At 72.7% G+C, this 26,135-nt stretch carries 21 protein-coding genes and 1 tRNA gene; 11 read left to right on the top strand and 11 right to left on the bottom strand.

What is annotated here, in order from left to right:
- Positions 1 to 78: 78 nt before the first annotated feature.
- The 11 genes from bldG to ACIQVT_RS29320 all read left to right on the top strand — a co-directional run bounded on the left by bldG (position 79) and on the right by ACIQVT_RS29320 (position 17,546).
- Entirely contained in the window at positions 79 to 420 is a 342-nt protein-coding gene (bldG, locus tag ACIQVT_RS29370; protein ID WP_121787637.1) for an anti-sigma factor antagonist BldG, read from the top strand.
- A gap of 481 nt (positions 421 to 901) precedes the next feature.
- Positions 902 to 1,336 (top strand): ATP-binding protein, encoded by a 435-nt coding sequence (locus ACIQVT_RS29365; RefSeq protein ID WP_403760597.1) that lies wholly within the window; start codon positions 902 to 904, stop codon positions 1,334 to 1,336.
- A gap of 397 nt (positions 1,337 to 1,733) precedes the next feature.
- Positions 1,734 to 4,139: a sodium-translocating pyrophosphatase gene (locus ACIQVT_RS29360; RefSeq protein ID WP_403760594.1), complete on the top strand. Its 2,406-nt coding sequence runs from the start codon at positions 1,734 to 1,736 to the stop codon at positions 4,137 to 4,139.
- A 246-nt stretch (positions 4,140 to 4,385) separates the two neighbouring features.
- Entirely contained in the window at positions 4,386 to 5,006 is a 621-nt protein-coding gene (locus ACIQVT_RS29355) for a small secreted protein (protein WP_403760591.1), read from the top strand.
- Positions 5,007 to 5,064: 58 nt separating this feature from the next.
- Entirely contained in the window at positions 5,065 to 6,585 is a 1,521-nt protein-coding gene (locus tag ACIQVT_RS29350; RefSeq protein WP_403760588.1) for a methyltransferase, read from the top strand.
- Between the two features lie 469 nt (positions 6,586 to 7,054).
- Complete coding sequence (locus ACIQVT_RS29345; protein ID WP_403760585.1) at positions 7,055 to 7,252, top strand: hypothetical protein; 198 nt, start codon at positions 7,055 to 7,057, stop codon at positions 7,250 to 7,252.
- A gap of 255 nt (positions 7,253 to 7,507) precedes the next feature.
- Positions 7,508 to 10,336 (top strand): type I DNA topoisomerase, encoded by a 2,829-nt coding sequence (gene topA / locus ACIQVT_RS29340; protein WP_403760582.1) that lies wholly within the window; start codon positions 7,508 to 7,510, stop codon positions 10,334 to 10,336.
- Positions 10,337 to 10,467: 131 nt separating this feature from the next.
- Positions 10,468 to 13,833, top strand: a complete 3,366-nt coding sequence (gene tmk, locus ACIQVT_RS29335; protein WP_403760579.1) for a dTMP kinase — start codon at positions 10,468 to 10,470, stop codon at positions 13,831 to 13,833.
- 618 nt (positions 13,834 to 14,451) lie between these two features.
- Positions 14,452 to 15,657 carry a DNA polymerase III subunit delta' gene (locus tag ACIQVT_RS29330; protein ID WP_403760576.1) on the top strand — a complete coding sequence of 402 codons (1,206 nt, stop codon included), beginning with the start codon at positions 14,452 to 14,454 and terminating at the stop codon, positions 15,655 to 15,657.
- A 101-nt stretch (positions 15,658 to 15,758) separates the two neighbouring features.
- Positions 15,759 to 17,363: an alpha/beta hydrolase gene (locus ACIQVT_RS29325; RefSeq protein WP_403760573.1), complete on the top strand. Its 1,605-nt coding sequence runs from the start codon at positions 15,759 to 15,761 to the stop codon at positions 17,361 to 17,363.
- 106 nt (positions 17,364 to 17,469) lie between these two features.
- Positions 17,470 to 17,546 (top strand) — tRNA-Thr (locus ACIQVT_RS29320).
- Positions 17,547 to 17,616: 70 nt separating this feature from the next.
- On the opposite strand, the gene ACIQVT_RS29315 is transcribed toward ACIQVT_RS29320, so the two are convergent.
- Genes ACIQVT_RS29315 through ACIQVT_RS29265 form a run of 11 tightly spaced genes read right to left on the bottom strand, consistent with a single transcriptional unit; the run spans position 17,617 to position 26,135 of the window.
- The gene (locus ACIQVT_RS29315; protein WP_403760570.1) at positions 17,617 to 18,030 is read right to left on the bottom strand and encodes a holo-ACP synthase; all 414 of its coding nucleotides are present in this window, start codon (positions 18,028 to 18,030) and stop codon (positions 17,617 to 17,619) included.
- 31 nt (positions 18,031 to 18,061) lie between these two features.
- Positions 18,062 to 19,222 (bottom strand): acyl-CoA dehydrogenase family protein, encoded by a 1,161-nt coding sequence (locus ACIQVT_RS29310; protein WP_403760567.1) that lies wholly within the window; start codon positions 19,220 to 19,222, stop codon positions 18,062 to 18,064.
- Positions 19,215 to 19,817, bottom strand: coding sequence for a hypothetical protein (locus ACIQVT_RS29305; RefSeq protein ID WP_403760564.1), 603 nt, complete (start codon positions 19,815 to 19,817; stop codon positions 19,215 to 19,217). Before ACIQVT_RS29305 ends, ACIQVT_RS29310 begins: the two co-directional genes overlap by 8 nt.
- 5 nt (positions 19,818 to 19,822) lie before the next feature.
- Positions 19,823 to 20,668, bottom strand: coding sequence for a hypothetical protein (locus ACIQVT_RS29300; protein ID WP_403760561.1), 846 nt, complete (start codon positions 20,666 to 20,668; stop codon positions 19,823 to 19,825).
- Between the two features lie 10 nt (positions 20,669 to 20,678).
- On the bottom strand, positions 20,679 to 20,945 hold the full coding sequence (locus tag ACIQVT_RS29295) for an acyl carrier protein (RefSeq protein ID WP_403760558.1): 267 nt from the start codon (positions 20,943 to 20,945) through the stop codon (positions 20,679 to 20,681).
- Positions 20,946 to 20,963: 18 nt separating this feature from the next.
- Positions 20,964 to 22,274, bottom strand: coding sequence for a type III PLP-dependent enzyme (locus ACIQVT_RS29290; RefSeq protein WP_403760555.1), 1,311 nt, complete (start codon positions 22,272 to 22,274; stop codon positions 20,964 to 20,966).
- A complete protein-coding gene (locus ACIQVT_RS29285; protein WP_403760551.1) occupies positions 22,271 to 23,650 on the bottom strand; it encodes an ATP-grasp domain-containing protein in 1,380 nt (459 codons plus the stop codon). Before ACIQVT_RS29285 ends, ACIQVT_RS29290 begins: the two co-directional genes overlap by 4 nt.
- Positions 23,647 to 24,597 (bottom strand): 3-oxoacyl-[acyl-carrier-protein] synthase III C-terminal domain-containing protein, encoded by a 951-nt coding sequence (locus ACIQVT_RS29280; protein ID WP_403760548.1) that lies wholly within the window; start codon positions 24,595 to 24,597, stop codon positions 23,647 to 23,649. The genes ACIQVT_RS29285 and ACIQVT_RS29280 overlap by 4 nt, the downstream gene beginning before the upstream one ends.
- Before the next feature lie 11 nt (positions 24,598 to 24,608).
- A complete protein-coding gene (locus tag ACIQVT_RS29275; protein ID WP_403760545.1) occupies positions 24,609 to 25,439 on the bottom strand; it encodes an SAM-dependent methyltransferase in 831 nt (276 codons plus the stop codon).
- Positions 25,440 to 25,457: 18 nt separating this feature from the next.
- Positions 25,458 to 25,697: a phosphopantetheine-binding protein gene (locus ACIQVT_RS29270; protein WP_403760542.1), complete on the bottom strand. Its 240-nt coding sequence runs from the start codon at positions 25,695 to 25,697 to the stop codon at positions 25,458 to 25,460.
- Positions 25,698 to 25,718: 21 nt separating this feature from the next.
- Positions 25,719 to 26,135 carry a holo-ACP synthase gene (locus ACIQVT_RS29265; protein ID WP_403760539.1) on the bottom strand — a complete coding sequence of 139 codons (417 nt, stop codon included), beginning with the start codon at positions 26,133 to 26,135 and terminating at the stop codon, positions 25,719 to 25,721.

The following is a 26,135-nucleotide window of genomic DNA, read 5'->3' as shown; positions in this document are numbered from 1 at the left end:
GGCTGGCGATACGTCCCGGGGGCCGCAAGACAAGGTGCCCGAGGGGCGAGCGCTCGATAGCAAGGTGCTGGAGGATCCGTGGACCTGTCCCTGTCGACCCGTACCGTCGGCGATCGTACGGTCGTCGAGGTCGGTGGCGAAATCGACGTATATACCGCGCCCAAGCTGCGCGAGCAGTTGGTCGAGCTGGTGAACGACGGGAATTTCCACCTCGTCGTCGACATGGAGGGCGTGGATTTCCTCGACTCCACCGGGCTCGGCGTGCTGGTCGGCGGCCTGAAGCGGGTAAGGGCCCATGAGGGCTCCCTGCGCCTGGTGTGCAACCAGGAGCGCATTCTGAAAATCTTCCGCATCACCGGTCTCACCAAGGTGTTCCCGATTCACACCTCGGTCGATGAAGCGGTGTCGGCCACCGACTGACGTCGGACCGGCCGTCGGCGCCGGGCCCCCGTCGGGGTCTGCCGCCGGCCGGTCCTGCCCGGGCGATGACCTGCCAGGGACGGGCCGGTGAGCGGTCCGGATTCCGGGCCGTCACCCGTCCCGGCCATCGGTCGTCATCCGTCCGTGTCGTCCGTCGTGGCCCGTCCGTGTCGTCGGTCGTGGTCCGTCCAGGCCGTCGGTCATGGCCGGTCTGAATCGTCCGTCCTGGCCGTCCGGTCCTGTTCACGGGCCCGGGCCCTTCCGGTTCGCGGGAGGTGACCGGCCCGGGCGGGTGCCATGGGTGGCCGTGGCTCCGGTCGGCCCCGTGGCGGGTCGGCTCCGGCCCGTGGCACGTCCGCTGATGCGGCCGGTTCCGGGCCGGTGGAGCCGGTGAAACGGTCCGGCACAGAAGTACACCAGGGGGTGCGGGCCCCAGGCGGTCCCGCCCCCCACCGCACGCCCGTAGTCGCGAGGGGGATGCATGGCCACCGTCGAACTCCGCTTCAGCGCGCTGCCCGAGCACGTCCGGACCGCCCGGCTGGTGGCGGCAGCGGTGGCGCGCAGGGCCGGAGTGGACGAGGCCGTCCTGGACGAGGTCCGGCTCGCCGTGGGCGAGGCGTGCTCCCGCGCCGTCGGACTGCACCGGAACAGCGGCGTCACGGCACCGGTGAAGGTGGCGCTGATCGAGGACGAGAAACAGTTCTCCATCGAGGTCGGCGACGAGGCCCCGCACGCCGTGCCGGGCGGTGACACGCCCGGCGACACGCCCGACGGTGACGCGGACGTCGAGGAGGACGAGATGGGCCTCGCGGTCATCAGCGGCCTCGTCGACGACGTGGAGGTCTCCACCGGACGCGACGGCGGACTCATCCGGATGACCTGGCCGACCACACCGCCGGCCACCGTGCTGCTCTGAGCCGACGCGGCCGTCCCGCGCGCTCCTCGCACCCTCCTCGAAGGGCCCTGCCGAGCAGGGCCCTTCATCGTTTCCCCGGCCCTCGCGCCACCCCCTGCCCGCCCCCTCTCGGGGCGCTGCCACCCTTCTCACGCTGCTTCTCCCGCTCCTCTCCCAGAATTCGTGAAGGAATTCACGATCAATCGGCGGATGATTCGATCAAGCAAGCGCCCATCCGGGGTGAATGCGCCGGGGGCATTACCTCATTCGGCCCTCCTGGCGTGCCATCGATGATCGGCTCCATCATTGTGGAGGGTGCGCGGAGGCTGATTCGTTTACCGTCCCCTGTCTAGTTCACTCGGGTGTACCTACAATCCCGTCCACATCTTGAGCTCAGCCCAAGCGTCAAGGAGGACGAATGGCGGGGCTTTTCCTCTCACATCAGTCGGATCACCCGGCGGCGCTCGCGGCCGCGGTGCTGACCGACGACAACCGGATCCTCGTGGCCGTCATCGCGGTGGTGTCCCTCGCCGCGCTGGTGGTCGCAGGGGTCCTGGTGCGCCAGGTGCTGGCGGCGGACGAGGGCACCGACAGCATGAAACGGATCGCCGAGGCGGTCCAGGAAGGCGCCAAGGCGTATCTCACCCGGCAGTTGCGCACGCTCGGCGTATTCGCCGTCGTGGTCTTCTTCCTGCTCATGCTGCTGCCCGCGGACGACTGGAATCAGCGTGCCGGACGCTCGCTGTTCTTCCTGATCGGAGCGGTTTTCTCGGCGACCACCGGCTATATCGGCATGTGGCTCGCGGTGCGCAGCAATGTGCGGGTCGCCGCGGCGGCCCGGGAAGCCACCCCGGCACCGGGTGAACCGGAAAAGGATCTCACCACCGTCTCGCACACCGCGATGAAGATCGCATTCCGCACGGGCGGCGTCGTCGGGATGTTCACCGTGGGTCTCGGCCTGCTGGGTGCCTCCTGCGTGGTGCTGGTGTACGCGGCCGACGCGCCCAAGGTGCTGGAGGGTTTCGGCCTCGGTGCCGCGCTGATCGCGATGTTCATGCGGGTGGGCGGCGGCATCTTCACCAAGGCCGCCGACGTCGGCGCCGACCTGGTCGGCAAGGTCGAGCAGGGCATTCCGGAGGACGATCCGCGCAATGCCGCGACCATCGCCGACAACGTGGGCGACAACGTCGGCGACTGCGCGGGCATGGCGGCCGACCTGTTCGAGTCCTACGCCGTCACCCTGGTGGCCGCGCTGATCCTCGGCAAGGCCGCCTTCGGCGACGCCGGGCTGGCCTTCCCGTTGCTGGTGCCCGCCATCGGCGTGCTCACGGCGATGATCGGGATCTTCGCGGTCGCCCCGCGGCGCGCCGACCGCAGCGGCATGACGGCGATCAACCGGGGCTTCTTCGTCTCCGCGGTGATCTCGCTGGTGCTGGTGGCGGTGGCCGTCTTCGTCTACCTGCCGGGGCGGTACGCCGACCTGGACGGCGTCACCGACGTGGCCATCAGGGGCAAGAGCGGTGATCCGCGGATCCTGGCGCTGGTCGCGGTGGCCATCGGCATCCTGCTCGCCGCCGTCATCCAGCAGCTGACCGGCTACTTCACCGAGACCAACCGCCGCCCGGTGCGGGACATCGGCAAGACCTCGCTGACGGGGCCGGCCACCGTCGTGCTCTCCGGTATCTCGCTGGGCCTGGAATCGGCCGTCTACACCGCGCTGCTCATCGGCCTCGGTGTGTACGGCGCGTTCCTGCTCGGCGGGACGTCGATCATGCTGGCGCTGTTCGCGGTGGCGCTGGCCGGCACCGGACTGCTCACCACGGTCGGGGTGATCGTCGCCATGGACACGTTCGGTCCGGTCTCCGACAACGCGCAGGGCATCGCCGAGATGTCCGGCGACGTCGAGGGCGCGGGCGCGCAGGTGCTCACCAACCTGGACGCGGTGGGCAACACCACCAAGGCCATCACCAAGGGCATCGCCATCGCCACCGCCGTCCTCGCCGCGTCGGCGCTGTTCGGGTCGTACCGCGACGCGATCACCACCAACGTGCGGGACGTCGGCGCGACGCTCAGCGGGCCGGGCTCGCCGCTGACCCTGTCCATGGACATCTCACAGCCCAACAACCTCGTCGGCTTGATCGCGGGTGCCGCGGTCGTCTTCCTCTTCTCCGGCCTGGCCATCAACGCGGTGTCACGGTCGGCGGGTTCGGTGGTGTTCGAGGTGCGGCGGCAGTTCCGCGAGCACCCCGGGATCATGGACTACACCGAGAAACCCGAGTACGGGCGGGTCGTCGACATCTGCACCAAGGACGCGCTGCGGGAGCTGGCCACCCCCGGTCTGCTCGCCGTCATGGCGCCGATCTTCATCGGGTTCACGCTGGGTGTCGGCGCGCTCGGCGCGTACCTCGCCGGCGCGATCGGCGCGGGCACGCTGATGGCGGTGTTCCTCGCCAACTCCGGTGGCGCCTGGGACAACGCCAAGAAGCTGGTGGAGGACGGGCACCACGGCGGCAAGGGCAGCGACGCCCACGCGGCCACGGTGATCGGCGACACGGTCGGCGACCCCTTCAAGGACACCGCCGGACCGGCGATCAACCCGCTGCTGAAGGTCATGAACCTGGTGTCGCTCCTCATCGCGCCCGCGGTGATCAGGTTCTCCTACGGCGCCGACAGGAACATCGGGGTGCGGATCGCGGTCGCGGTCCTCGCGCTGCTGGTGATCGTGGTCGCGGTCTACATCTCCAAGCGGCGCGGCATCGCCGTCGGTGACGAGGAAGACACCGGGCGGCCCGCCAACTCACCGGACGCGGCGGTGGTCTCGTAGGACTGCCGGGAGCCCCGGGTCCAGGGCGGGCGGGTGGCGCATGACGGCGCGCCACCCGCCCGTCTCCGTGCGCCCGCGTAGGTGTGGCCCCTCCATTTTCCTGTTGTGCGCCCGCGTACGCCGTGAGCCTTCTCTCCCGCTGGGCGAATAGGCACAAAAGCCTACGTAGAGGTCGTCCGGCCGAGGGAGGGTCGCCGTCCGCCGTGTAGATTCCGGGGGCCGAGAGCCATGGAAGGGACCGATCCGGTGAACAAGAAGCTCGCGGCCGCGCTGTCCGGCGGTGCGGTACTGGTAGGGGCACTGTCGGGCTGCGGCGGCAGCGGCGGCGACAAGGGGCCCGATCCGAAGCTGGTCGCCTGGGCCAAGAAGGTGTGCGACGCGATTCCCGCGCAGGACGCCAAGATCAGGTCGGCCAACGCCTCGATAGCGTCCATCGCCACCGACAGCAACCTCCCCCCGAAGAGCGCCCAGAAGACGTACGCACAGGCCTTCGAGGACCTGGCCGACGGCTACAAGGCCCTCGCCGACGCCCTCGGCCACGCCGGTGCGCCCCCCGGGGTCGACGACGGCGCCAAGCGGCAGCAGGACGCCGCCAGGAACCTGGCCGGCCTCTCCTCGTCGTACGTCGACCTGAAGAAGAAGGTGGACGGGCTCGACACCAAGGACCAGGGCAAGTTCGCCAAGGGCCTCAAGGAGGTCGCCGCCGCCCAGGCCGAGGACGTCGGCAAGCAGAGCGACAGCGGTACCCAGGCGCTGAAGCGGCTGGAGCAGGGCGACGTCAAGGCGGCGATGGCCGAGCAGCCCAGCTGCAAGGTCCCGGCGGCGTCCGCGACGTCCAAGGCGACCTCCCCGGGGACGGCCGGCTGACACCGGCGGCCGGTCCGCGCGCAGGGCCCGGGCGGCCGCCCCGGGCCACAATGGGGAGGTGACTGACTCAGGACCCGCTCCCCTGCCCGCCGCCGACCGGCCCGACATCGCCGCACGCCTGCGGGACGCCCTGCTGGCCGCCTCGTTCACCGCCGACGGCCTGCTCGACCTGCTCGGCGCGCCCGCCTACGCGGCGCTGGCCCGCAGCGAGACCGTGCCCGCCCTCCGGGCGACCCGTGGCGACACGCCGCTGGAGACCCTCGTACGGCTGTTCCTGCTCCAGCAACCGGTGCCCCACGCACGGGCGGCGGCGATCCTGCCGGCCGCGGAGGCGCTGGACGCCGGGTGGCTCGCGCGTGTGGGCGGCGACGAGGTGGTCGCCACCGTGGACGTACGGCCGTACGGCGGGCCCGGCGGCGAGGACTGGTTCATCGTCTCCGACCTCGGTTGCGCGGTCGGTGGCGCCGGGGGCATCGGACAGCGCGACGAGGGTGTCGTCCTCGGCGTCGGCGGTGCCTCCACCACCCTCGCCGGCATCACCGTCCGCACGCCCGTGGCCTCCGCCCTGGACCTCGGCACCGGCTCCGGCATCCAGGCGCTGCACGCCGCCCAGCACGCCACGCGCGTGACGGCGACCGACCTCAACCCGCGCGCGCTGCACATCACGGCGCTCACGCTGGCGCTCTCCGGGGCGCCCGCCGCGGACCTCCGCGAGGGTTCGCTGTTCGTGCCGGTCCGCGACGACGAGACGTTCGACCTGATCGTGTCCAACCCGCCGTTCGTGATCTCCCCCGGTGCCCGGCTGACGTACCGGGACGGTGGCATGGGCGGGGACGATCTGTGCCGCTCGCTCGTTCAGCGGGCGGGGGAACGGCTGACCGAGGGCGGGTTCGCGCAGTTCCTGGCCAACTGGCAGCACGTGGCGGGGGAGGACTGGCAGGACAGGCTGAGGTCGTGGGTGCCGCGCGGGTGCGACGCCTGGATCGTGCAGCGCGAGGTGCAGGACATCACGCAGTACGCCGAGTTGTGGCTGCGGGACGCCGGTGACCACCGCGCGGACCCGGTGGAGTACCAGGCGCGGTACGACGCCTGGCTGGACGAGTTCGAGGCGCGCAAGGTCAGGGGGGTCGGCTTCGGCTGGATCACCCTGCGCCGCACCGGGTCCGCCGAGCCCGTGGTCACCGTGGAGGAGTGGCCGCACCCGGTGGAGCAGCCCCTCGGCGAGGCGATCCGGGAACACTTCGAGCGTCTCGACTACCTCCGGGCGCACGACGACGCGTCGCTGCTGGACAGCCGCTTCCGGCTCGCCGTGGAGGTGGTCCAGGAGCAGGTCGGGCTGCCCGGGGCCGAGGACCCGGAGCACGTGGTGCTGCGCCAGCACCGCGGGATGCGCCGGGCGACCAAGGTGGACACGGTCGGCGCCGGGTTCGCGGGCGTGTGCGACGGGACGCTGAGCGCCGGCCGCATCCTGGACGCCATCGCGCAGCTCGTCGGCGACGACCCGGTGGTGCTGCGTGACCGGACGCCGGCGCAGATCCGGCTGCTGGTGGAGCAGGGCTTCCTGGAGCCGGTGAGCTGAGCCGGCGCACGCCGGGGAGCAGGGGCCGGCGCGCGCTCGGCGCCCCGGTCTCCGTGGGCCTCGTGCAGTCGCGGTGGAGGCCGCAGGTCCGGTCTCCGTGGGCCTCGTGCAGTCGCGGTGGAGGCCGCAGGTCCGGTCTCCGTGGGCCTCGCGCAGTCGCCGGTGGAGGCCGCAGGTCCGGCGCCCGGGCCGTCGCATGGGCGCCGCCGGCTCGGGTCCCGGCACGGAGCACACGCCGTGTCGTATGCCGTCGGCAAGGGCCCCGCGGGGGCGCCGCGGGCAGGCGGCCGGGACCCGTGACGGAAAAAGGCCGGAAAAATACGGGCGCCGCGTTCCGGGTGACGTGTCCGAACGCACACGGGCGTTCCGTCGGCCTTCCGTTCACCCCGCCGTCGCCTCCCCGCCGCCCCCGCGTGCCACCCTCCCGGCGCGGGGCTGGACCGGGCGGCGCGGAAGAGGTGGGCGAGGCGTGGAGAGCGGACCGACGATCTTCACCGGAGTGGTGTTCGCCCTGTTCGGGGCCGGTCTGCTGGCCTGGACGGGGACCCGTCTGCGGCACCGGGAACCGGTGGCCGACGGTGTGGGCCGGGTCGCGTCGGCCACGGTCGCGGGCGTGACCGCAACGGTGGCGCTGGCCCTCGGCGCGTACTGCCTGAGCCGCCTCTGACACCGGGCGCCACCCTGTTCGCCGAGTAAGGGGAGCGTCACGCTCCGGACAGGGGGGCAAGTTTTGCCTGGCAGTCCGGGCGGCAGGAATGGCGGTAGTCGGGTTACCGTTCGAGTGGCCGTTGTGGGCTTTTCCCGTTTGACACGGGGGCGGGATGTAGCGTCACACTCCGCAGCGACACACGACCAGCAGTACGCGTGCCCCCGGGACGAAGCCCCGGGGAGGCCCCAGCGTCGACCGGAGAGAAGAGCGAAGTTGTCCCCGACCAGCGAGACCGCACAGGGCGGCCGCCGACTCGTCATCGTCGAGTCGCCTGCCAAGGCGAAGACGATCAAGGGCTACCTCGGCCCCGGCTACGTCGTCGAAGCGAGTGTCGGGCACATCCGCGACCTCCCCAACGGCGCCGCCGAGGTGCCCGAGAAGTACACCGGAGAGGTCCGCCGTCTCGGTGTGGACGTCGACCATGACTTCCAGCCGATCTATGTGGTCAACGCCGACAAGAAGGCGCAGGTCAAGAAGCTCAAGGACCTGCTGAAGGACTCCGACGAGCTGTTCCTCGCCACCGATGAGGACCGGGAGGGCGAGGCGATCGCCTGGCACCTCCAGGAGGTCCTCAAGCCCAAGATCCCCGTCAAGCGGATGGTCTTCCACGAGATCACCAAGGACGCGATCCGCGAGGCCGTCGCCAACCCCCGCCAGCTCAACCAGAAGCTGGTCGACGCCCAGGAGACCCGCCGCATCCTCGACCGCCTCTACGGCTACGAGGTCTCGCCGGTCCTGTGGAAGAAGGTCATGCCGCGGCTGTCGGCCGGCCGCGTCCAGTCCGTCGCGACCCGCCTCGTCGTCGAGCGGGAACGCGAGCGCATCGCCTTCCGCTCCGCCGAGTACTGGGACCTGACGGGCACCTTCGGGACCGGCCGCGCCGGCGACCCGTCGGACCCGGCCTCGCTGGTCGCCCGCCTCCAGTCCGTCGACGGCAGGCGGGTCGCCCAGGGCCGCGACTTCGACTCCCTGGGGCAGCTCAAGAGCGCGAACACCCTCCACCTCGACGAGGCCGCCGCCCGCGCCCTCGCCGGCGCCCTGGAGAACACCCGCTTCTCCGTGCGGTCCGTCGAGTCCAAGCCGTACCGCCGCTCGCCGTACGCCCCGTTCCGCACGACGACGCTCCAGCAGGAGGCGAGCCGGAAGCTCGGCTTCGGTGCGAAGGCGACGATGCAGATCGCGCAGAAGCTGTACGAGAACGGCTACATCACGTACATGCGTACGGACTCCACGACGCTGAGCGAGACGGCGATCACCGCCGCCCGCGCGCAGGTCACGCAGTTGTACGGGGCCGACTACCTCCCCCCGCAGCCGCGCACCTACGCAGCCAAGGTCAAGAACGCGCAGGAGGCGCACGAGGCGATCCGCCCGTCGGGCGACCGTTTCCGCACGCCCGCGGAGACCGGCCTCAGCGGTGACCAGTTCCGTCTCTACGAACTGATCTGGAAGCGGACCGTCGCCTCCCAGATGAAGGACGCGACGGGCAACAGCGTCACCGTCAAGATCGGTGGCGCGGCCGCCGACGGCCGGGACGTCGAGTTCAGCGCCTCCGGCAAGACGATCACCTTCCACGGCTTCCTGAAGGCCTACGTCGAGGGCGCCGACGATCCGAACGCCGAGCTGGACGACCGCGAGCGCCGGCTGCCGCAGGTCACCGAGGGCGACGCGCTGTCCGCCGAGGAGATCACGGTCGACGGCCACGCCACCAAGGCCCCGGCCCGCTACACCGAGGCCTCCCTGGTCAAGGAGCTGGAGGAGCGCGAGATCGGCCGCCCGTCGACGTACGCGTCGATCATCGGCACGATCCTGGACCGCGGCTACGTCTTCAAGAAGGGCACGGCCCTCGTGCCGTCCTTCCTGTCCTTCGCCGTGGTCAACCTCCTGGAGAAGCACTTCGGCCGGCTCGTCGACTACGACTTCACCGCGCGGATGGAGGACGACCTCGACCGCATCGCCCGCGGCGAGGCCAAGGCCGTGCCGTGGCTGAAGCGCTTCTACTTCGGCGAGGGCAACGTCACGGCGGCCGCCGCGGACGCCGGCAACGGCGACGGCGACCATCTCGGCGGCCTCAAGGAACTGGTGACCGACCTGGGCGCGATCGACGCGCGCGAGGTGTCCTCGTTCCCGGTGGGCAACGACATCGTGCTCCGCGTCGGCCGCTACGGGCCGTACATCGAGCGCGGCGAGAAGGACACCGAGCAGCACCAGCGCGCCGACATCCCGGACGACCTGGCGCCGGACGAGCTGACCGTCGAGCTGGCCGAGGAACTGCTGGCCAAGCCCAGCGGCGACTTCGAGCTGGGCACCGACCCCGCCACCGGCCACACGATCGTCGCCAAGGACGGCCGCTACGGCCCGTACGTGACGGAGATCCTCCCCGAGGGCACCCCGAAGACCGGCAGGAACGCGGTCAAGCCGCGCACGGCGTCGCTCTTCAAGTCCATGGCGCTCGACACGGTGACGCTGGAGGACGCGCTGCGGCTGATGTCGCTGCCGCGGATCGTCGGCACCGACCCCGACGGCGTGGAGATCACCGCGCAGAACGGGCGCTACGGCCCCTACCTGAAGAAGGGCACGGACTCGCGCTCGCTCCAGACCGAGGACCAGCTCTTCACGATCACGCTGGAAGAGGCCCAGGCGATCTACGCCCAGCCGAAGCAGCGTGGCCGGGCCGCGGCCAAGCCGCCGCTGAAGGAACTGGGCGAGGACCCGATCTCCGGCAAGCCGGTCGTGGTCAAGGACGGCCGCTTCGGTCCGTACGTCACCGACGGCGAGACCAACGCGACCCTCCGCTCCGACGACAGCGTCGAGGCCATCACCCCTGAGCGTGGTTTCGAACTGCTCGCCGAGAAGCGCGCGAAGGCCCCGGCCAAGAAGACCGCGAAGAAGGCGACGGCGAAGAAGACCGCCCCCGCGAAGAAGGCCGCGGCCAAGAAGACGGCCGCGAAGAAGACGACGGCCACGAAGAAGACCACCGCCGCCAAGGCCACCGCCAAGAAGGCGACGGCCTCCAGGGCGGCGGCCCCCGGCACGGACGACTGACGCCCGGACCGGACCGGCGACCTCCGCTCCGGCCCCGCGCCCCGCACGCCCCGGCATCACGTGGATGCCGGGGCGCGCGCATGCCGGCACGGGCGAGGTGTGGTGTCGGTGGCTGCGGATAGGCTGAACGCATGACGCGAGCCGAGCAGCCAACGGCCCACCCCACAGCACCGGACGACGCCCTGGTCGCGGACTCCCGCGAACGCGCCGTCCGCTCCCTGCTGCGCCGACCGCAGCTGAGGCGCCTGTGGAGCGCGCAGCTGGTGAGCGGGGTCGGCGACACCCTCGCCCTTCTCGTACTCGTCGTCCTGGTCCTCCAGGCGGCGATCACCGAGGGCACCTTCGGCGGCGGGTACCGGGGGGTGGCCCTCGCGGTCGCCACGGTCTTCGCGGCGCGGGTCCTCGCCACCCTCCTCTTCGGTGCCGTCCTCCTCGGCCCGCTGACCGCGCTCACCGCCCAGGAGGGCCCCCTCGACCGGCGCTGGACCATGGTCGGCGCCGACGGCGTGCGCGCCGCGCTGCTGATCGTCGCGCCGCTGTGGATCGCCTGGGTCCCGGACGACGCGCTCGCCGTCCTGCTCGTCACCGCCTTCGTCGCCGGCGTCGCCGAGCGGCTGTGGACGGTGTGCCGGGAGAGCGCCGCCCCCGCCCTGCTGCCGGCCCCGCCCCCGGAAGGCGCCACGGTACGGCCGCTCCCGGACCACCTCGACGCGCTGCGCCGCCTGGCACTGCGGACGACGTTCCTGACGGTTCCGCTGGCCGCCGCCGTACTGGTCGTCGCCGGCCTGCTGAACAACCTGCTGGGCACCGGTGTCGCCTGGTTCGACCAGCACCAGGCGGCCCTCGCGTCGTACGTGGCTGCGGGCCTGTTCGCCGCCTCCGTGTCCGTGCTGACCGCACTCGAACTGCCCGGCGTCCGCACCCCGCGCGCGCGGTCCCCGCTGGAGGGCCTGCGCCGCCCGCGCACCGCCACCGGCGTCGACAAGGGCCGCACCGGCGCCGTGCCGCTGCTCGTCCCGGCCTGCGCCTCGGTCGCCGGCGCCATCGCCGCGGCCGTCGCGGTGAGCGTCCTGCACGCCAGGGACCTGGGCGGCGGCCCGGTCCTCTACGGCCTGCTGGTGCTGGGCCTGACCGGCGGGGTCGGCATCGGCATCCGCACCGCGCCCGCGGTGCTGCCCTCGCTCTCCCGCCGGCGCCTGCTCGCCCTCGCCCTCGCCGTCACCGGCATCGCCCTGCTCGCCGCCGGACTGGTCCCGGACGTCACCACGGTGCTGCTGCTCGTCACGCTGGCCGGCACCGCCGCGGGCGTGGCCGCCAACACCGGGCACACGCTGCTCGACCAGGAGACCGAGGAACACCGCCGGGCGCGCACCACCGAGCACCTGCACGCCGTGGTCCGCGTCTTCATAGCGCTCGGCGTCCTGATCGCGCCGCTGGTCGCGGCGCTGATCGGCCCGCACCGGCTGGCGAACGGCAGGTTCGTCTTCGCACACGGCGGGGCCGCCTTCACCCTGATGCTGGTCGGCGCGCTGCTGCTGCCGGTCGCCGCGCTGGTGCTCGCCAAGGTCGACGACCGTTCCGGCGTCCCGCTGCGCCAGGACCTCAAGGACGCGCTGCTGGGCGGCGACGACCCCGTCACCGCGCCGGCCGGGAACGGCTTCTTCATCGCCCTGGAGGGCGGCGACGGCGCCGGCAAGTCCACCCAGGCCGAGTCCCTCGCCGAGTGGATCCGCGCCAAGGGCCACGAGGTCGTCCTCACCCGCGAGCCCGGCGCCACCCCGGTCGGCAAGCGGCTGCGCTCGATCCTGCTGGACGTCTCCTCGGCGGGCCTGTCGCACCGCGCGGAGGCACTGCTGTACGCCGCCGACCGCGCGGAGCACGTCGACACCGTCGTACGCCCGGCGCTGGAGCGCGGCGCGGTGGTCATCTCCGACCGGTACATCGACTCCTCCGTCGCCTACCAGGGCGCCGGCCGTGACCTGTCGCCGACCGAGATCGCCCGCATCAACCGCTGGGCCACCCACGGACTCGTCCCGCACCTCACCGTCCTGCTCGACGTCTCCCCGGAGACCGCCCGCGAGCGGTTCACCGAGGCGCCGGACCGGCTGGAGTCGGAGCCGGCGGAGTTCCACGCGCGCGTGCGGTCCGGTTTCCTCACGCTGGCCGCCTCCGACCCCGGCCGCTACCTGGTCGTGGACGCCGGGCAGGAGCCCGAGGCCGTCACCACGGTGATCCGGCACCGGCTGGACGTCGTGCTGCCCCTCTCCGAGGCCGAGATCGAGGCCCGGGAGGAAGCGCGGCGGAAGGCCGAGGAGGAGGCCCGCCGCAAGGCCGAGGAAGAGGCCGCCCGCAAGGCCGAGGAGGAGCGCCTGGAGCGCGAGCGCCAGGAGCAGCTCGCCCGGCTGCGCGCCGAGGAGGAGGAGCGCAAGCGCCGCGAGCTGGAGGAGGCGCAGCGCCGCGAGGCCGAACGGCAGGCGGAGGAGGCCCGGCTGCGGGCCGAGGAGGCCGCCCGGCGCGCGGAGGAGGAACGGCAGCGGCTCCTCGCCGAGGAGAAGGCACGCGCCGAGGAGGAGGCCCGCCGCAGGGCCGAGGAGGAACGGCGCCGCAGGCAGGCCGAGGAGGAGGCCCGGCGGCGCGCGGAGGAGGAGGCCCGGCAGGCCAGGCTGCGCGCCGAGGAGGACGCCCGCCGTCTGGAGGCGCAACGCAAGGCCGAGGAGGCGCTGCTGCGGGCGGAGGAGGCCCGCCGGCAGGCCGCCGCGGCCGCGGCCGCGGCGGACGCGGCGGCCCGCAGGCCCAGTGCCCCGCTGCCGGCCGGCCCCCCGGCCACGGCTCCCGCGCCGGTGGCTTCACCGGGTGTGGACGGACGCCGTGGCGGCGGGCGGGACTCCGCCGCACCGGGTGAGGATGCGCGGAGCACCGACGACGACACCAGGGTGCTGCGTCCGGTGCGCGAGGAGCACGACGGCCCGGCCGCGGGCACCCGGCGCTTCCCCGCCGACACCGAGGTGACCGCCGAGCTGCCGCAGCCGCCCGTGACGCCGGGTGCGGCGGACGAGACGGCCGTACTGCCGCCGGTGTCCGTGGAGGACACGGCCAAGCTGCCGCCGGTGTCCGTCGAGGACACGGCCAAGCTGCCGCCGGTGGTGGACCGCGGCGCGGCCGACGAGACCGCCGTGCTGCCGCCCGTCCGGGACGACGGCCCGGCCGGCCGGGTGCCGCCCGGTTTCTTCCGGGACGAGCAGCCGGGCGTACGGCGTCCGGGCGTCGGCCCCGACGGCTCCGAGGCGCACACCCGCGAGATGCCCCAGCTCGACGCCGACGGCACCCCGCGCCGCCGCCAGCGATCCGACTGGGCCGAGGAGACCCCGCTGGACGACCTGCCGACGCTGGCGGACGAACTGCTGGGTTCCTACGACGAACAGCCGCGCGGCGACCGGGGCGACACCGGCGAGGAGCGCGACCGAGGGAGCCGCGGCGGCCGGGGCCGCCGCGGCTGAGCCCGGCCGACCGCCACGCGCGGGGCGGAACCGAATCCTGCCCCGCGCGGGCGGCGCCGGAGTGCCCGCCGGGGAGCTGGGGGCGGCGGGGCAGTCGTCTTTCAGCGGGGCGGTGCCGGTTCCTGCCGCGTGTCGGCCGGAGGCCGCTGGGTGCCTGCCGGGCGTGCCTGGGGGAGCCGGGCTCGGCGGGGTCAGCGGGGTGGCATCGGTTTCTCCCGCGTCGGCCGGTCGGCTGGGTGCCTGCCGGGCACGGCGGAGGGAGTCGGGCCGGCGGGGCGGTCGTCGTCTTCGAGCGGGGCGGCGCCGGTTCCTACCCCGCGTCGGCCGGGGGTCGGCTGAATGCCCACCCGGCGCGGCGGAGGAGATCGGAGCCGGCGGGACGAGCCGCCTCTTCACCGGACGGGCCCCGCTTCACCGCCGGGCCGCCCGCGCGCCCGCCGCGCCCGCCGCACCCGCCGCGCCCGCGCACCCACCGCACCGCCGCTCTCAGCCGCTCCGCCCGCGCCCGGTCGCCTACCTGTTTCCGTGCCCTCAGGGTCACCGGCGGCTCCGGTTGTCGGACCCCGCCCGCACAATGGAGTCCGGAACGCGCAGTGTGACGGAAGGGCGGCGTGACCCATGACCGTGTGGGACGACCTCGTCGGACAGGAGAAGGTGAGCGCGGCGCTCGACGCGGCCGCGCGGGACGCCGATGCCTTCGTCACGGCCGCCGCGGCGAACCAGCCGCCGCCCGAGGCGTCGAAGATGACGCACGCCTGGCTGTTCACGGGCCCGCCCGGCGCGGGCCGGAACCAGGTGGCGCGGGCCTTCGCCGCCGCTCTCCAGTGCGTGAGCCCCGACCGCGCCCTCGGCGGAACCCCCGGCTGCGGGTTCTGCGACGGCTGCCACACCGCCCTGCTCGGCACCCACGCGGATGTCACGACCGTCGCCGCGGTCGGCTCGGAGATCCTGGTCAAGGACATGCGGGACACCGTCCGCAAGTCGTTCACCGCCCCGGCGACCGGCCGCTGGCAGATCATCCTGGTCGAGGACGCCGAGCGGCTGAACGAGAAGTCGGCCAACGCCGTCCTGAAGGCCGTGGAGGAGCCGGCCCCCCGTACGGTGTGGCTGCTGTGCGCGCCGTCCGTCGAGGACGTGCTGCCCACCATCCGCTCCCGCTGCCGGCACCTGACCCTGCGTACCCCGGCGGTCGACGCGGTCGCCGACATGCTCGTGCGCCGTGACGGCATCGACCCGGAGGTCGCGGTGGCCGCCGCCCGCGCCACCCAGGGCCACGTGGACCGGGCCCGCCGCCTCGCCACCGACCCGGCGGCCCGCCAGCGCCGCGCGGCGGTGCTGAAGCTGCCCCTGCGCCTCGACGAGGTCGGCGCGTGCCTGAGAGCCGCGCAGGAACTGGTCGACGCGGCGGCGGAGGACGCCAAGCAGCTCGCCGAGGAGATGGACGGCAAGGAGACCGAGGAGCTGAAGGCGGCCCTGGGCGCGCCCCAGGGCGGCCGGCTGCCGCGGGGTACCGCGGGCGTGATGAAGGACCTCGAGGAGATGCAGAAGCGCCGCAGAACGCGTACGCAGCGCGACAGCCTCGACGTCGCCCTCGGCGACCTCACGGCCTTCTACCGCGACGTCCTCGCCCTCCAGCTCGGCACCCGCGTGGCGATCGCCAACGCCGACGCCGGGGACGCCCTGGAGCGGCTGGCCCGGGCCGGTGCCCCGGAGTCCACCCTCCGCCGCATCGAGGCGATCGCCGCGTGCCGGGAGGCCCTGGACCGCAACGTGTCCCCGCTGCTGGCGGTGGAGGCGATGACCATGGCCCTGCGGGCGGGGTGATGTCCGGCCGGCCGGCGGGGCCACGGCGAACGGTGTCCCCCGTACGAGCCACGCTTCACACGGAACGCACCCGGTCGGTCGCGCACCGTTACGCTCGGCTGATGCACACCAGGCCCTCCCCCCACCGCATCCGTGGCATCCGCACCCGGACGACGGCCCGCCTGACGGCCACCCTCGTCACGGCCGCCGCCCTGCTCGTGTCCGCCTGCTCGCCGGGAAGTTCCAGCACGGCGAGAGGTGCGACGGTGGACGCGGCACTTGCCGCGCTGCCGCATGCCACGCCCTCGGCACTGACGTCGTACTACAGCCAGCGGCCGCGGTGGCGCGACTGCGGAGCACCCGGCTTCCAGTGCGCCACGTTGAAGGCCCCGCTGGACTACGCCGACCCGGGCGCGGGCTCCGTCCGGCTCGCCGTCGCGCGCAAGAAGGCCACCGGGAAGGGCAGGCCGCTCGGCTCGCTGCTGGTCAACCCGGGCGGCCCGGGCGGCTCGGCGGTCGGCTACCTCCAGGAGTACGCGGGCATCGGCTACCCGGCGCGGATCCGGGCCCGTTACGACATGGTCGCGGTGGATCCCCGGGGTGTCGCCCGCAGCGAACCGGTCCACTGCCTCGACGGGCCCCGGATGGACGCCTACACGCAGACCGACATGACCCCCGACGACCAGCGGGAGCGGAACGCGCTCGTCAAGGCGGACCGGGAGTTCGCCGAGGGCTGCGGGGCCCACTCGGCGAAGGTGCTGCGCCACGTCTCCACCGTCGAGACGGCCCGCGACATGGACATCGTGCGGGCGGCGCTCGGCGACCGGAAACTGAACTACGTGGGCGCGTCGTACGGCACGTTCCTCGGGGCGACGTACGCCGGACTCTTCCCTGCGCGGGTCGGCCGGATGGTCCTCGACGGCGCCATGGACCCGTCCCTGGACGCCCGCAGGCTGAACCTGGACCAGACGGCGGGCTTCGAGACGGCGTTCCAGGCGTTCGCCAAGGACTGCGTACGGCGCTCCGACTGCCCCCTCGGCGGGAAGGGCACGACGCCCGCGCAGGCCGGTGACCACCTGCGGGCGTTCTTCCGCAGGCTGGACGCCCACCCCGTACCCGCGGGCGACCGGGACGGCCGCCGGCTGGGAGAGGCGCTGGCCACCACCGGGGTGATCGCGGCGATGTACGACGAGGGATCCTGGGGGCAGCTGCGCGAGGCGCTGACCTCGGCGATGCGGCACGACGACGGCGCGAGCCTGCTCGCCCTGTCCGACAGCTACTACGAGCGGGACGCCAGTGGCCACTACAGCAACCTGATGATGGCCAACGCCGCCGTGAACTGCCTGGACCTGCCGCCGGCGTTCACCGGCCCGGAGCAGGCCGAGAAGGCGCTGCCCGCCTTCGAGAAGGCGTCCCCGGTCTTCGGTCCGGGCCTGGCCTGGGCGTCGCTGAACTGCGCGTACTGGCCGGTGAGGGCGACCGGCGAGCCGCACCGCATCGAGGCGAGGGGCGCGGCGCCGATCCTGGTGGTCGGCACGGTCCGCGACCCGGCCACGCCGTACCGCTGGGCGCAGGCCCTGGCCGGCCAGCTCTCCTCCGGCCGCCTCCTCACCTACGTCGGCGACGGCCACACCGCCTACGGCCGCGGCAGCTCCTGCATCGACTCGGCGATCAACACCTACCTCCTCCACGGCACCCCGCCGCCCCCCGGCAAGCGCTGCTCATGACCACCGCACCCGCCCCGGACCGACCGCCCCGGGGCGGGTGCGAAGCACCCCGGGAAACTGTGTAGACTTACCGACGTTGCTGATCGCACCATGGTGCGGACGGCGTGCCGCTTTAGCTCAGATGGCCAGAGCAACGCACTCGTAATGCGTAGGTCTCGGGTTCGAATCCCGAAAGCGGCTCCATGGAGAACCCCAGTCAGAGTGCGCCTCTGAGCTGGGGTTCTTGTCGTGTGTCGGGAGCGCGGTCCGGTGTTCAGTACGTGGCCTCGGGGGCCGCGCTGTCGGCGTGCGAGGTGGCGGGCACACCGATCGCGACGGCGACGACCACTCCCTTCTTGTGCGTGACGGACACGCTGATGCCGGCGATGCCCCGGTCGCGGGCGTGCCGGGCGGCCGCGCCCGAGAGGCGGACCTCCGGGGCGCCGCACTCGGTCCGCAGGATGGCGACCTGGCGCGGGGTCACGCCCGCCCCCACGCCGGTGCCGATGACCTTCAGCACCGCCTCCTTGCCGGCGAAGCGCCCGGTCAGGAACTCGTGGGCCCGCTCCGCACCGAAGGTGGCGGCGGTCCGCAGTTCCTCCGCGGCGTACGTGTAGTCACGGAACCACGGGCGGGCGAGCAGGGCCGCCAGTTCGTTCTCGTGCGTGACGTCGACACCGATCCACACCGTGTGTTCCCCTGCCCTTCGCGGTGTCCCGCTAGTCGAGGAACGTCCCCTTGAGGACGCCCTGGAAGACGGCCAGTCGCTGGATGTGGCCGGTGCCCTCCATGAACTCGAAGGCCCGCGCGTCCCGGTACAGCTTGTTCAGCAGGGGGTCCTCCAGGAGCGCGCCGGGGCCCATCAGGTCCGCGGCGGCCAGCGTGCAGCGTTCGGCCAGTTCGGCGGCGCGCGTCTTGACCCCGGCGATGCGGTCGGCGCGTACCCGGCCGGCGTCGATGGCCGCGGCGACCTCGTGGTTCTGCCGGCGTACGGCGGCGAGCCGGTCCTCCAGGTCCTCCAGCCGGGCCCGGGCGCTCCCCGCCAGAGCCGGACGCTGCTCGCGCACGTGGTCCAGCACCGCGCGGCACAGCCCCACGATGGTGCCGGTCAGCACCGGACGGAACCGCTGGAGGGTGCGGATCGCGCCGATCAGTCCGCGTCGGCTGGGCCGGAGGCTGTCGTAGCCGAGGATGTGCTCGCGCTCCACACGTACGCCGTCGAGCCTGATGGCGGAGATCCGCGCGCCGCGCATGCCGACGGTGGGGATCGGCTCGGCGTGGAACCCGGGGGCGTCCGTGTCCACCAGGACCGCCTCGATGCCCAGCGGCCCGGGTGCCCGGCGGCAGAACACCACGCCCAGCTGGGCGTACGCGGCGTTGCCGACGTACCGCTTCTCGCCGGTGAGGCGGAAGCCGTCGCCCTCGGGGACGAGCGTGGTCTCCAGCTCGGTGGCGGCCGATCCCTTGGCCGGTTCGGTGAGCCCGAAGAACGTCCAGACGGGGTCCGGCCCGGCCATGCGTTCGTAGTACCGGTGGCGCTGTTTGTCGTCGCCCAGGGCGCCCACCGCCACCCCCGACATGAGGGGGCCGGGGCAGGCGAGCATGAAGCCCGCGTCGCCGTGGCTCAGCTCCTCGATGGTCACCGTGTGTTCGAGGCAGGAGCTCATGTCGTAGGTGTACGGGCCGACGCGCAGCGGGGAGTCGAGGTACTCCGCCGGTATGGTGCTGCCGCGCATGATGTCCACGGCGGGCAGCCCCAGCCAGCGGTCGATGGCCTCCGGGTCGCGGTCGATCTCCAGGCCGATCGCGCGCAGTTCCCGGCCGGCCTCCCGTACGTACGAGCGCAGTGCGGCGATCCGCTCGCCGTTGGGCTCAGTCATCCGCGGCCTCCGATCCCGGCCGCTCCGGGCGCAGGTAGGTGTTGCCGAGCACCTCGGCCAGGTACAGGACGGTCCCCGGTCCGCCGGCGACGAAGCCACCGGCGCCGTACAGCTTGAGGACGGTGCGGCCCGCGTCCACCAGGTGCCGGTGGATCCGCCAGCGCCGCCACGGCGTGCTCCCGGGCAGCGCGCGCAGGTCGTCCGCCTCCGACAGGGCGAGGGCCACATCGGCCACCGCGCCCCGGACGAGCTGGCGGTTGAGCAGGTTGGAGCCCTCCGAGACGCGCCCGTCGAGCCGCGCGACCGCGCCGTCCAGGACCCCGCGCAGGGTCCGCCGGTGCAGCCCGATCAGCTCGTCCGCGAACGCCTCCTGCCGTCGGTCGTCGGACGGTGTCCCGCCGCGCTCCGCCGCCAGCGCTCCCGAGGCGCCCGGCACTCCCGCCCCGGCGGGCACCCGCGCCGGTGAGGCGACGGCCCAGCCGCCGCGGGAGACCACCAGGCCACCCAGGGCCGCCCGGTCGTGGCAGGCGTCCAGCGCGGCGGCGAAGTCCCGCGGGGCCGCGGTGTCCGGGGACGTCGTCGTGATGGTGTCCACCTCCGTCACCGTCCCGCACCCCCCGCCGCGCCGGGGAGTGCGCCGGGGCCGTCCGACCGCAGCACGGCCAGGTGACTGTCTCCGGAGCGCGGGTCGGTGTCGCACAGCACCACCGTCGGGTACTCCTGCTGCCAGGAGCGCCAGTGCCGGGCGAGCGCCAGCCACACGCTGGTGCAGTACGTGCCGCCGCCGGCCCGGTGGTGGTGGCGGACGCCGTCGAGCGCGGCCGCGTCCAGCCACGGTCCGGCCACCACCAGGGTGCCGTCCGGCTCCCTGTCCGCCAGTCCGCCGATCCGGGCGGCCACCGGCTCGGTGGCGGGGACCGTCTCGACACCGGTCACCCGGGGGCCGCCGTCCCGGCCGAACCGGAGCAGGACCCCGGAGTCCACCAGGTGGTTGTCGTGGACCAGCGGGAACCGGGTGGGCAGGGTGGTCTGCTCCAGCACGGCGAGCACCGCGTCGAGGCCGCGGCCGGCGCGCTGGAAGGCGGAGATGACGCGCAGCGCCGTGAACGGCGCCGCCAGGCCCTGCTGGTGGATGCCGAAGTTGGTGGCACGGCCGCCCAGGAGCCGGTCGAGGTAGGGCGAGATCGCGGTGAACGGGGTGACGTCCGGCAACGCCTGCGTCACGATCACCAGATCGGGCGCGCCGTCGCCGATGTCCCCGGCCGCCACCAGCCGGTCGACCAGGTCGCGGTGGCCGACGTTCGGCCCGGCGCGCAGCAGTTCCTCCTCCACCTCCAGCCCGAACGGGCCGACCAGGTCGCGGTAGTAGGACAGGAGGGACGGATCGTCGTCGTAGGGCCTGCGCGGTGGGGACACCACGGCGCGGGCGGCACGCAGAGTGGGCACCGCCGCCGCCTCATCCCTCGCCGGTGGTCTGCGCGGCCTGGGACAGGACGTAGTCGGTGAGCGTGCCGACCGACTTGAAGTCGTCCATGTCCAGGTCCTCGGGGTCCACCGATATGTCCACGGCGTCCTCCAGCTCCATGAGCAGTTCCAGGACGGACGTGGAGTCCAGATGCAGGTCCTCGAAGAGGCGTACCTCCTCGGTGAGACCGGTGACGGGGCGCTCCAGCACCTCGCTGAGGGACTTCTCCACCGCCGAGATCACGCTGCCGCGTTCCATGGTCAGTTCGCTCCTGTGTCAGTCGAAGTCGATGAGGCGCTGCTTGGTGAGCAGGTCCTCCTTGCGGTCCCGTTCCCGCACCAGATGTGCGGTGCCGTTGTGGACCAGCACCTCCGCCGGGAAGCCGTGGCCGAGGAAGAGACCCGGTGACGCGGTCGGTCCGTACGCGCCCGAGCGCTCGACGCCGAGCAGGTCACCGGCCCGGACCGTGGGCAGGACGACCTTCTTGCCGATGACGTCGTTGGGGGTGCACAACGGTCCGGTGACGGTGCAGGTGCCGACCGGCTCGTCGTCGTACCGGGACAGCGAGCGGATCGGGAAGTTGCGCTTGACGAAGCTGCCGACCCCGACCGCCGCCATGTGGTGGTTGGTGCCGCCGTCGGCGACGACGAACCGCTCGCCCATCGACTCCTTGACGTACAGCGCCCGCACCACGTACGTGCCGCACGTCGCGGTCAGGTACCGCCCGAGCTCGTTGATCAGCCGGCACCCGGGGTGCGCGGCGGCGAACGGTTCGACCGCCTCGTTGATCCCGGCGAGCGTGGCCTGGAGGTCGAGGTCCTTCTCGTTGTCGAAGTAGGCGACGCCGAAGCCGCCGCCGAAGTCGACGGCCTGGAGTTCGATGCCGAGGGTCCGCGCGAGTTCGTCGGCCAGGGCGAGGATCTGCCGGGTGTTGTTCGCCAGGTCCTCGGCGGCCAGGAAACGGGTGCCCATGTAGGCGTGGAAGCCGCGCACCCGTACCCGGCCCAGGCCGTCGAGAAGGTCCCGGGAGCCGCGCAGGATCTCGGCGTCGATGCCGAACTGGCGTGGTTTGCCGCCCATCGTCAGGCCGGAGCCCTTGGTGTGGAAGTCCGGGTTGACGCGGAGCAGCACGGGGACCTCGTCGCGGCCGGTGGCGGCGGCGATCTCCTCGATCTCGGTGACCTCGTCCAGCGACTCGCAGACGATGGCGTACAGGCCGGCGGCGACGCACGCCTCCAGCTCGGCGCGTGTCTTGCCCGGTCCCAGGAAGATGATGTCGTCGGGGGCGAAGCCCGCTCGGGTCACGGTCATCAGCTCGACCATGGAGGAGATCTCCGCGCCGGCGCCGAGCGAGCCCAGCCGGGAGGTGACGCTGATGTTCGGGTTGGCCTTGAGGGAGTAGAAGACGTCCACCGCCGGGTGCAGCCGGTCGCGCAGCGACCGGTAGACGGAGTTCAGCTCCTCGGAGTCGTAGACGAACAGGGGGGTGCCGAACTCCTCGGCGATGCGTGAGACCGGCACGCCCTGCACGTGGAACTCGGTGCTGGTGCCGTCGGTGCCGCTGGTGGCTTCCTGCCGGCTGCTCATGGCTTCCTTTCCGTGGTGGTGCCGAATCGTGCGAGCGCGCGGGCCACCCGCTGGTCCAGGGCGGTGAGTTCCTCGCGTCGCGCGGCGAAGAGCAGGGTGTAGAGCCGGCCGTCGAACGGGACGGAGTCGCCGCTCTGCGCGTTGACGGTGCCGAACGACGTGATGACCGCGCCGGTGCCCGCCGACGGCGGTTCGGCCAGGTCGCCGAGGGCCTCGGCCACCTCGTCGAAGGAGACCGGGGCGGTGAGCCGCAGCGGGTGGTGCCGGGCCAGCGCGGCGCCCCCGGGGGCCAGGAACCGTTCGGTGACGCGCCCCTGGTAACTGGACATGTTCAGACGGGCGTTGATCTCCAGGACCGGGTGGACCAGGTCGTCGGCGCCGACGAGGGCGTCCACGCCCACGATGCCGAAGAACCCGTCCTTGTACAGCCGTGCGCCCAGCGCCTCGGCGGCCTCGGCCAGCGTCTCGTGCTGGGCGGGGGTGAGGCCGGCCGGCATGACGTGGCCGAGGTGCACCCCGCCGGAGGTGAGCGCCTCCTTGACGAAGTCGAGCCGGACCCTCCCGGCGCGGTCGATGGTGAACTGGTAGTTGAGGTCGAACCGCTTGGGCAGGTACCGCTCCACCACCACGTGGATCGCGTCGTCACCGGTGTTGCGCGCCCGGCGCTCGACCATGCGCAGCAACCGGTCGGCCTTCTTGCGGTCGTCCAGGACGAGCAGGCCCTTGCCGGAGACGCCGTAGGCGTCCTTGACGATGAGCGGTCCGCCGTCGTCCAGCCCCTGCTCCAGCGCGTGACGCAGCTGCGGGACCGTCTCGCAGCAGAATCCGGGGATCTCGCGCAGCCCCAGCTCCGCGGCGAGGCGGCGACTGTAGATCTTGCTGTTGACCCGCTCGTAGGTGGCCGCGTCCGGTACTGCGGCGCGCATCCCCGTCTCCTGGGAGATCCGCTGCTCCAGCGGCGAGTTGCCCATGGGCATCAGATACGCGCCGTCCCGCGCCAGCCGCCGGAGCCGGTCCATCAGCTCCGGTGAGTCGAGCACGGCCCGGCTGGTGCCGCCGGCGCCTGCCGGGGTGCGTGTGACCAGCTCGGTGGGGGTGCCCAGGCCGGTCTTGTGGACGTAGCGGCGGTAGCCGTCGTCCAGCGGCCGGTCCAGCAGCAGACAGTCGGCGGGTTCGGCCAGCAGGGCGCCGAGTTCCTCCATGCGCTGCACGGTCGCGCCGGTGGCGGACACGCGTGGAGCGGGCAGACCGGTGTAGCCGCGCGCCCACTGGTTCTCCACCTCGAAGTTGCACAGCCACACGAATCGGGCGTCGCGGTCACCGGTGAGCGCTTCCTTGAGATCCGCCGTGTAGGCGATGGCGTCCACCGCGCTCACCGCTTCCGGTGGGTGATCACCATGGCGCCGAAGGTGGCGCCCAGCCCGACGGAGCACAGGACGTAGTGGTGGCCGTCGACGAGCCGGTCGCCGTCGCGCAGCGTGGTGTAGTTGACGAAGACGTCGGAGGCGTAGCAGTGGCTGTAGCGCTCGATGTTCTCCAGGAAGAACCGGCCCGGGTCGGCGCCCATGTCCTTGATCGTCTGCCGCCAGGACACCATGTTCACGTTGTGCGGGACGACGAGGTCGATGTCGGCGAAGGTGAGCCCCGCTTCCCGCACGGCCTCCAGGATGACCTCGCCGAGCACGGTTCCGTAGACCCGGCCGAAGCCCTGGGTCTCCTCCTTGGTCATCTCCAGTCCGGCCGCGTACTCGCCGAGGGTGCGCGTGACGTGGGAGCGCACCTCGTCGCCCCGGCCGCCCACGGTCACCAGGCAGGCGGCCGCGGCGTCGGCCATGATGGCGCTGTGCGGGATCAGCTGGACCTTGGGTGAGTAGGCCCGCTCGCCGGTCACCATGAGCGCGTGGGCGCCCTCCGGTGCCTCGGCCCGCAGCAGCTCGCCCGCCAGGTCGATGGCGCCCAGGCTGCTGACGCACGCCTGCTGGGTGAGCGCGAACGCCTCGGCGTCGTGCAGCCCCAGATCGTCACGGATCACCTGGGCGGCGTCGATGTGCGGCGGGGTGAGGGTCTGCATGGTGTGGGCGTAGATGACGTACCTGACCCGGTGTCCTTCCGGGAGCGCCTTCAGCGCCTGCCGTGCCGCGGGGAGGACCAGGTCGAACAGGCTCGTGTCCGGGTCGAAGCGGAGTCGGTCCAGGCCGTAGATCTTCCGGAACACGCCCACCTCGGCCCGTCTGAGGCCGAGGGAGCCGGCGACCTCCTCGATCTTCACGCTGCGCTCGGGGAGGAACGACTCGATCCTCTCCAAGGTCGTCGCGTCGCTCATGCGTACTCCTCTCAGCGGCCCGCGAACTCCGCGCGGACCAGCCAGCTGCGGGACGCGCCCCTGCGGTCGCGGGGCTGTACCTCGTACGGCCACCGGCCCTGTCCCGCGCCGGGTTCGCCCGGTTCCTTCAGCTCCCGCACCTTCCACCCGGTGCCGGCCAGGAACTCCTCGGGTTCGTCGGTGCCGAACAGCCAGGGCGTGCCGTCCTCGCGCAGGCCGTCGAGGAAGGCGCGGGAGAACGGGCTGCGCAGCAGGGCCTTGCTGACGAAGTCGACGGCGAGCCGGCTGCCGGGGGCCGAGGCGGAGCCCAGGGCGCCGAGGAGCCCGGACGCCTGTTCCTGGGTGAGGAAGAACATCAGTCCCTCCGCGACCCACAGCGTGGGCCGGTCGCGGTCGAACCCGGCGTCGTACAGCGCGGGCAGCCACTGGCCGGCCAGGTCGGCGGCGACCTCGCGGCGTTCGGTCGCCGGTCGCGCGCCCAGCTCGGCGAGGCGCCTGCCCTTCTCCGCGACCAGGGCCCGGTGGTCGACCTCGTAGACCGTCACGCCGGGCGGCCAGTCCAGCCGGTAGGCACGGGTGTCCATGCCGGCGGCGATGAGGACGACCTGTCGGATGCCGCTGTCCCGCAGGATCGTCTCGATGCTGTCGTCCAGGTACTTCGTGCGGATGGCGATGAACTGCACCAAGCCGCCCCCGCCGTACTTCTCCAGCAGTTCGAAGCCGCGCGGAGCCGCCAGCGCGCGGGCGAACGGGTCGTCGAACATCGCCCCGTCGCCGCGTTCGGACTCGACCGCCCGGGCCGCGGCCGTCCACTGGGCCGTGTACGAGACAGCTTCCATCATGCTCGTCCCCTCCGGGAGTCAGACCGTGACGAAGAACGCCTTCTCGATCGCCGAGAGCGTCTGGAAGTCCTGGATGTCGATGGCCTCGAAGTCGATTTCCACGCCGCTCGCGTTCTCGATGGCGTAGACCAGCTCGACGAACGAGAGCGAGTCCACGAGCCGGCTCTCGATGAGGTTCTCGTTGGATTCGACGGACTCCCGTTCCGGGTGACGTTCCAGGATCCACGCGCGTACTTCGTCGATTCCTGCCGATGCCATTTCCCACTCCTCGAAACGTTGTCAGGCGGATGCCGGCCGACCGGTGTCCGCTTTCGGCGTGCCGGCGCAGTAGGCGACCGCCACGGCACATGGGTCGTCGTGCGCGATGCTCACGTCGATGTGCTCGAAACCTGCGTTCCGCGCCAGTTCGGCGGCGCGTCCGCTGAGTCGTACGACGGGCCAGCCGCCGTCGCCTTTCAGGATCTCGATGCCGAGCCACGGCAGGGTCTGTCCCGGAACGCGGAAGAGTTTGAACACCGCCTCCTTGGCGGCCAGCCGCCCGGCGATACCCGCGATGTCCGGCCCGCCGGCCGTGCGGGAGAGTTCCCTTTCCTCCTCCGAGAGCATCCGGGCCAGTGCGGCGCCGTTGTCGCGCCCCGTCATCTCGCGGACCCGGCCGAACGGGACCAGATCGATCCCGACCCGTCCGCATTCCAT

The organism is Streptomyces sp. NPDC100445, from assembly GCF_044759735.1.
Taxonomy (GTDB): Bacteria; Actinomycetota; Actinomycetes; order Streptomycetales; family Streptomycetaceae; genus Streptomyces.
This window is presented reverse-complemented; position numbering and strand designations above follow the sequence as displayed.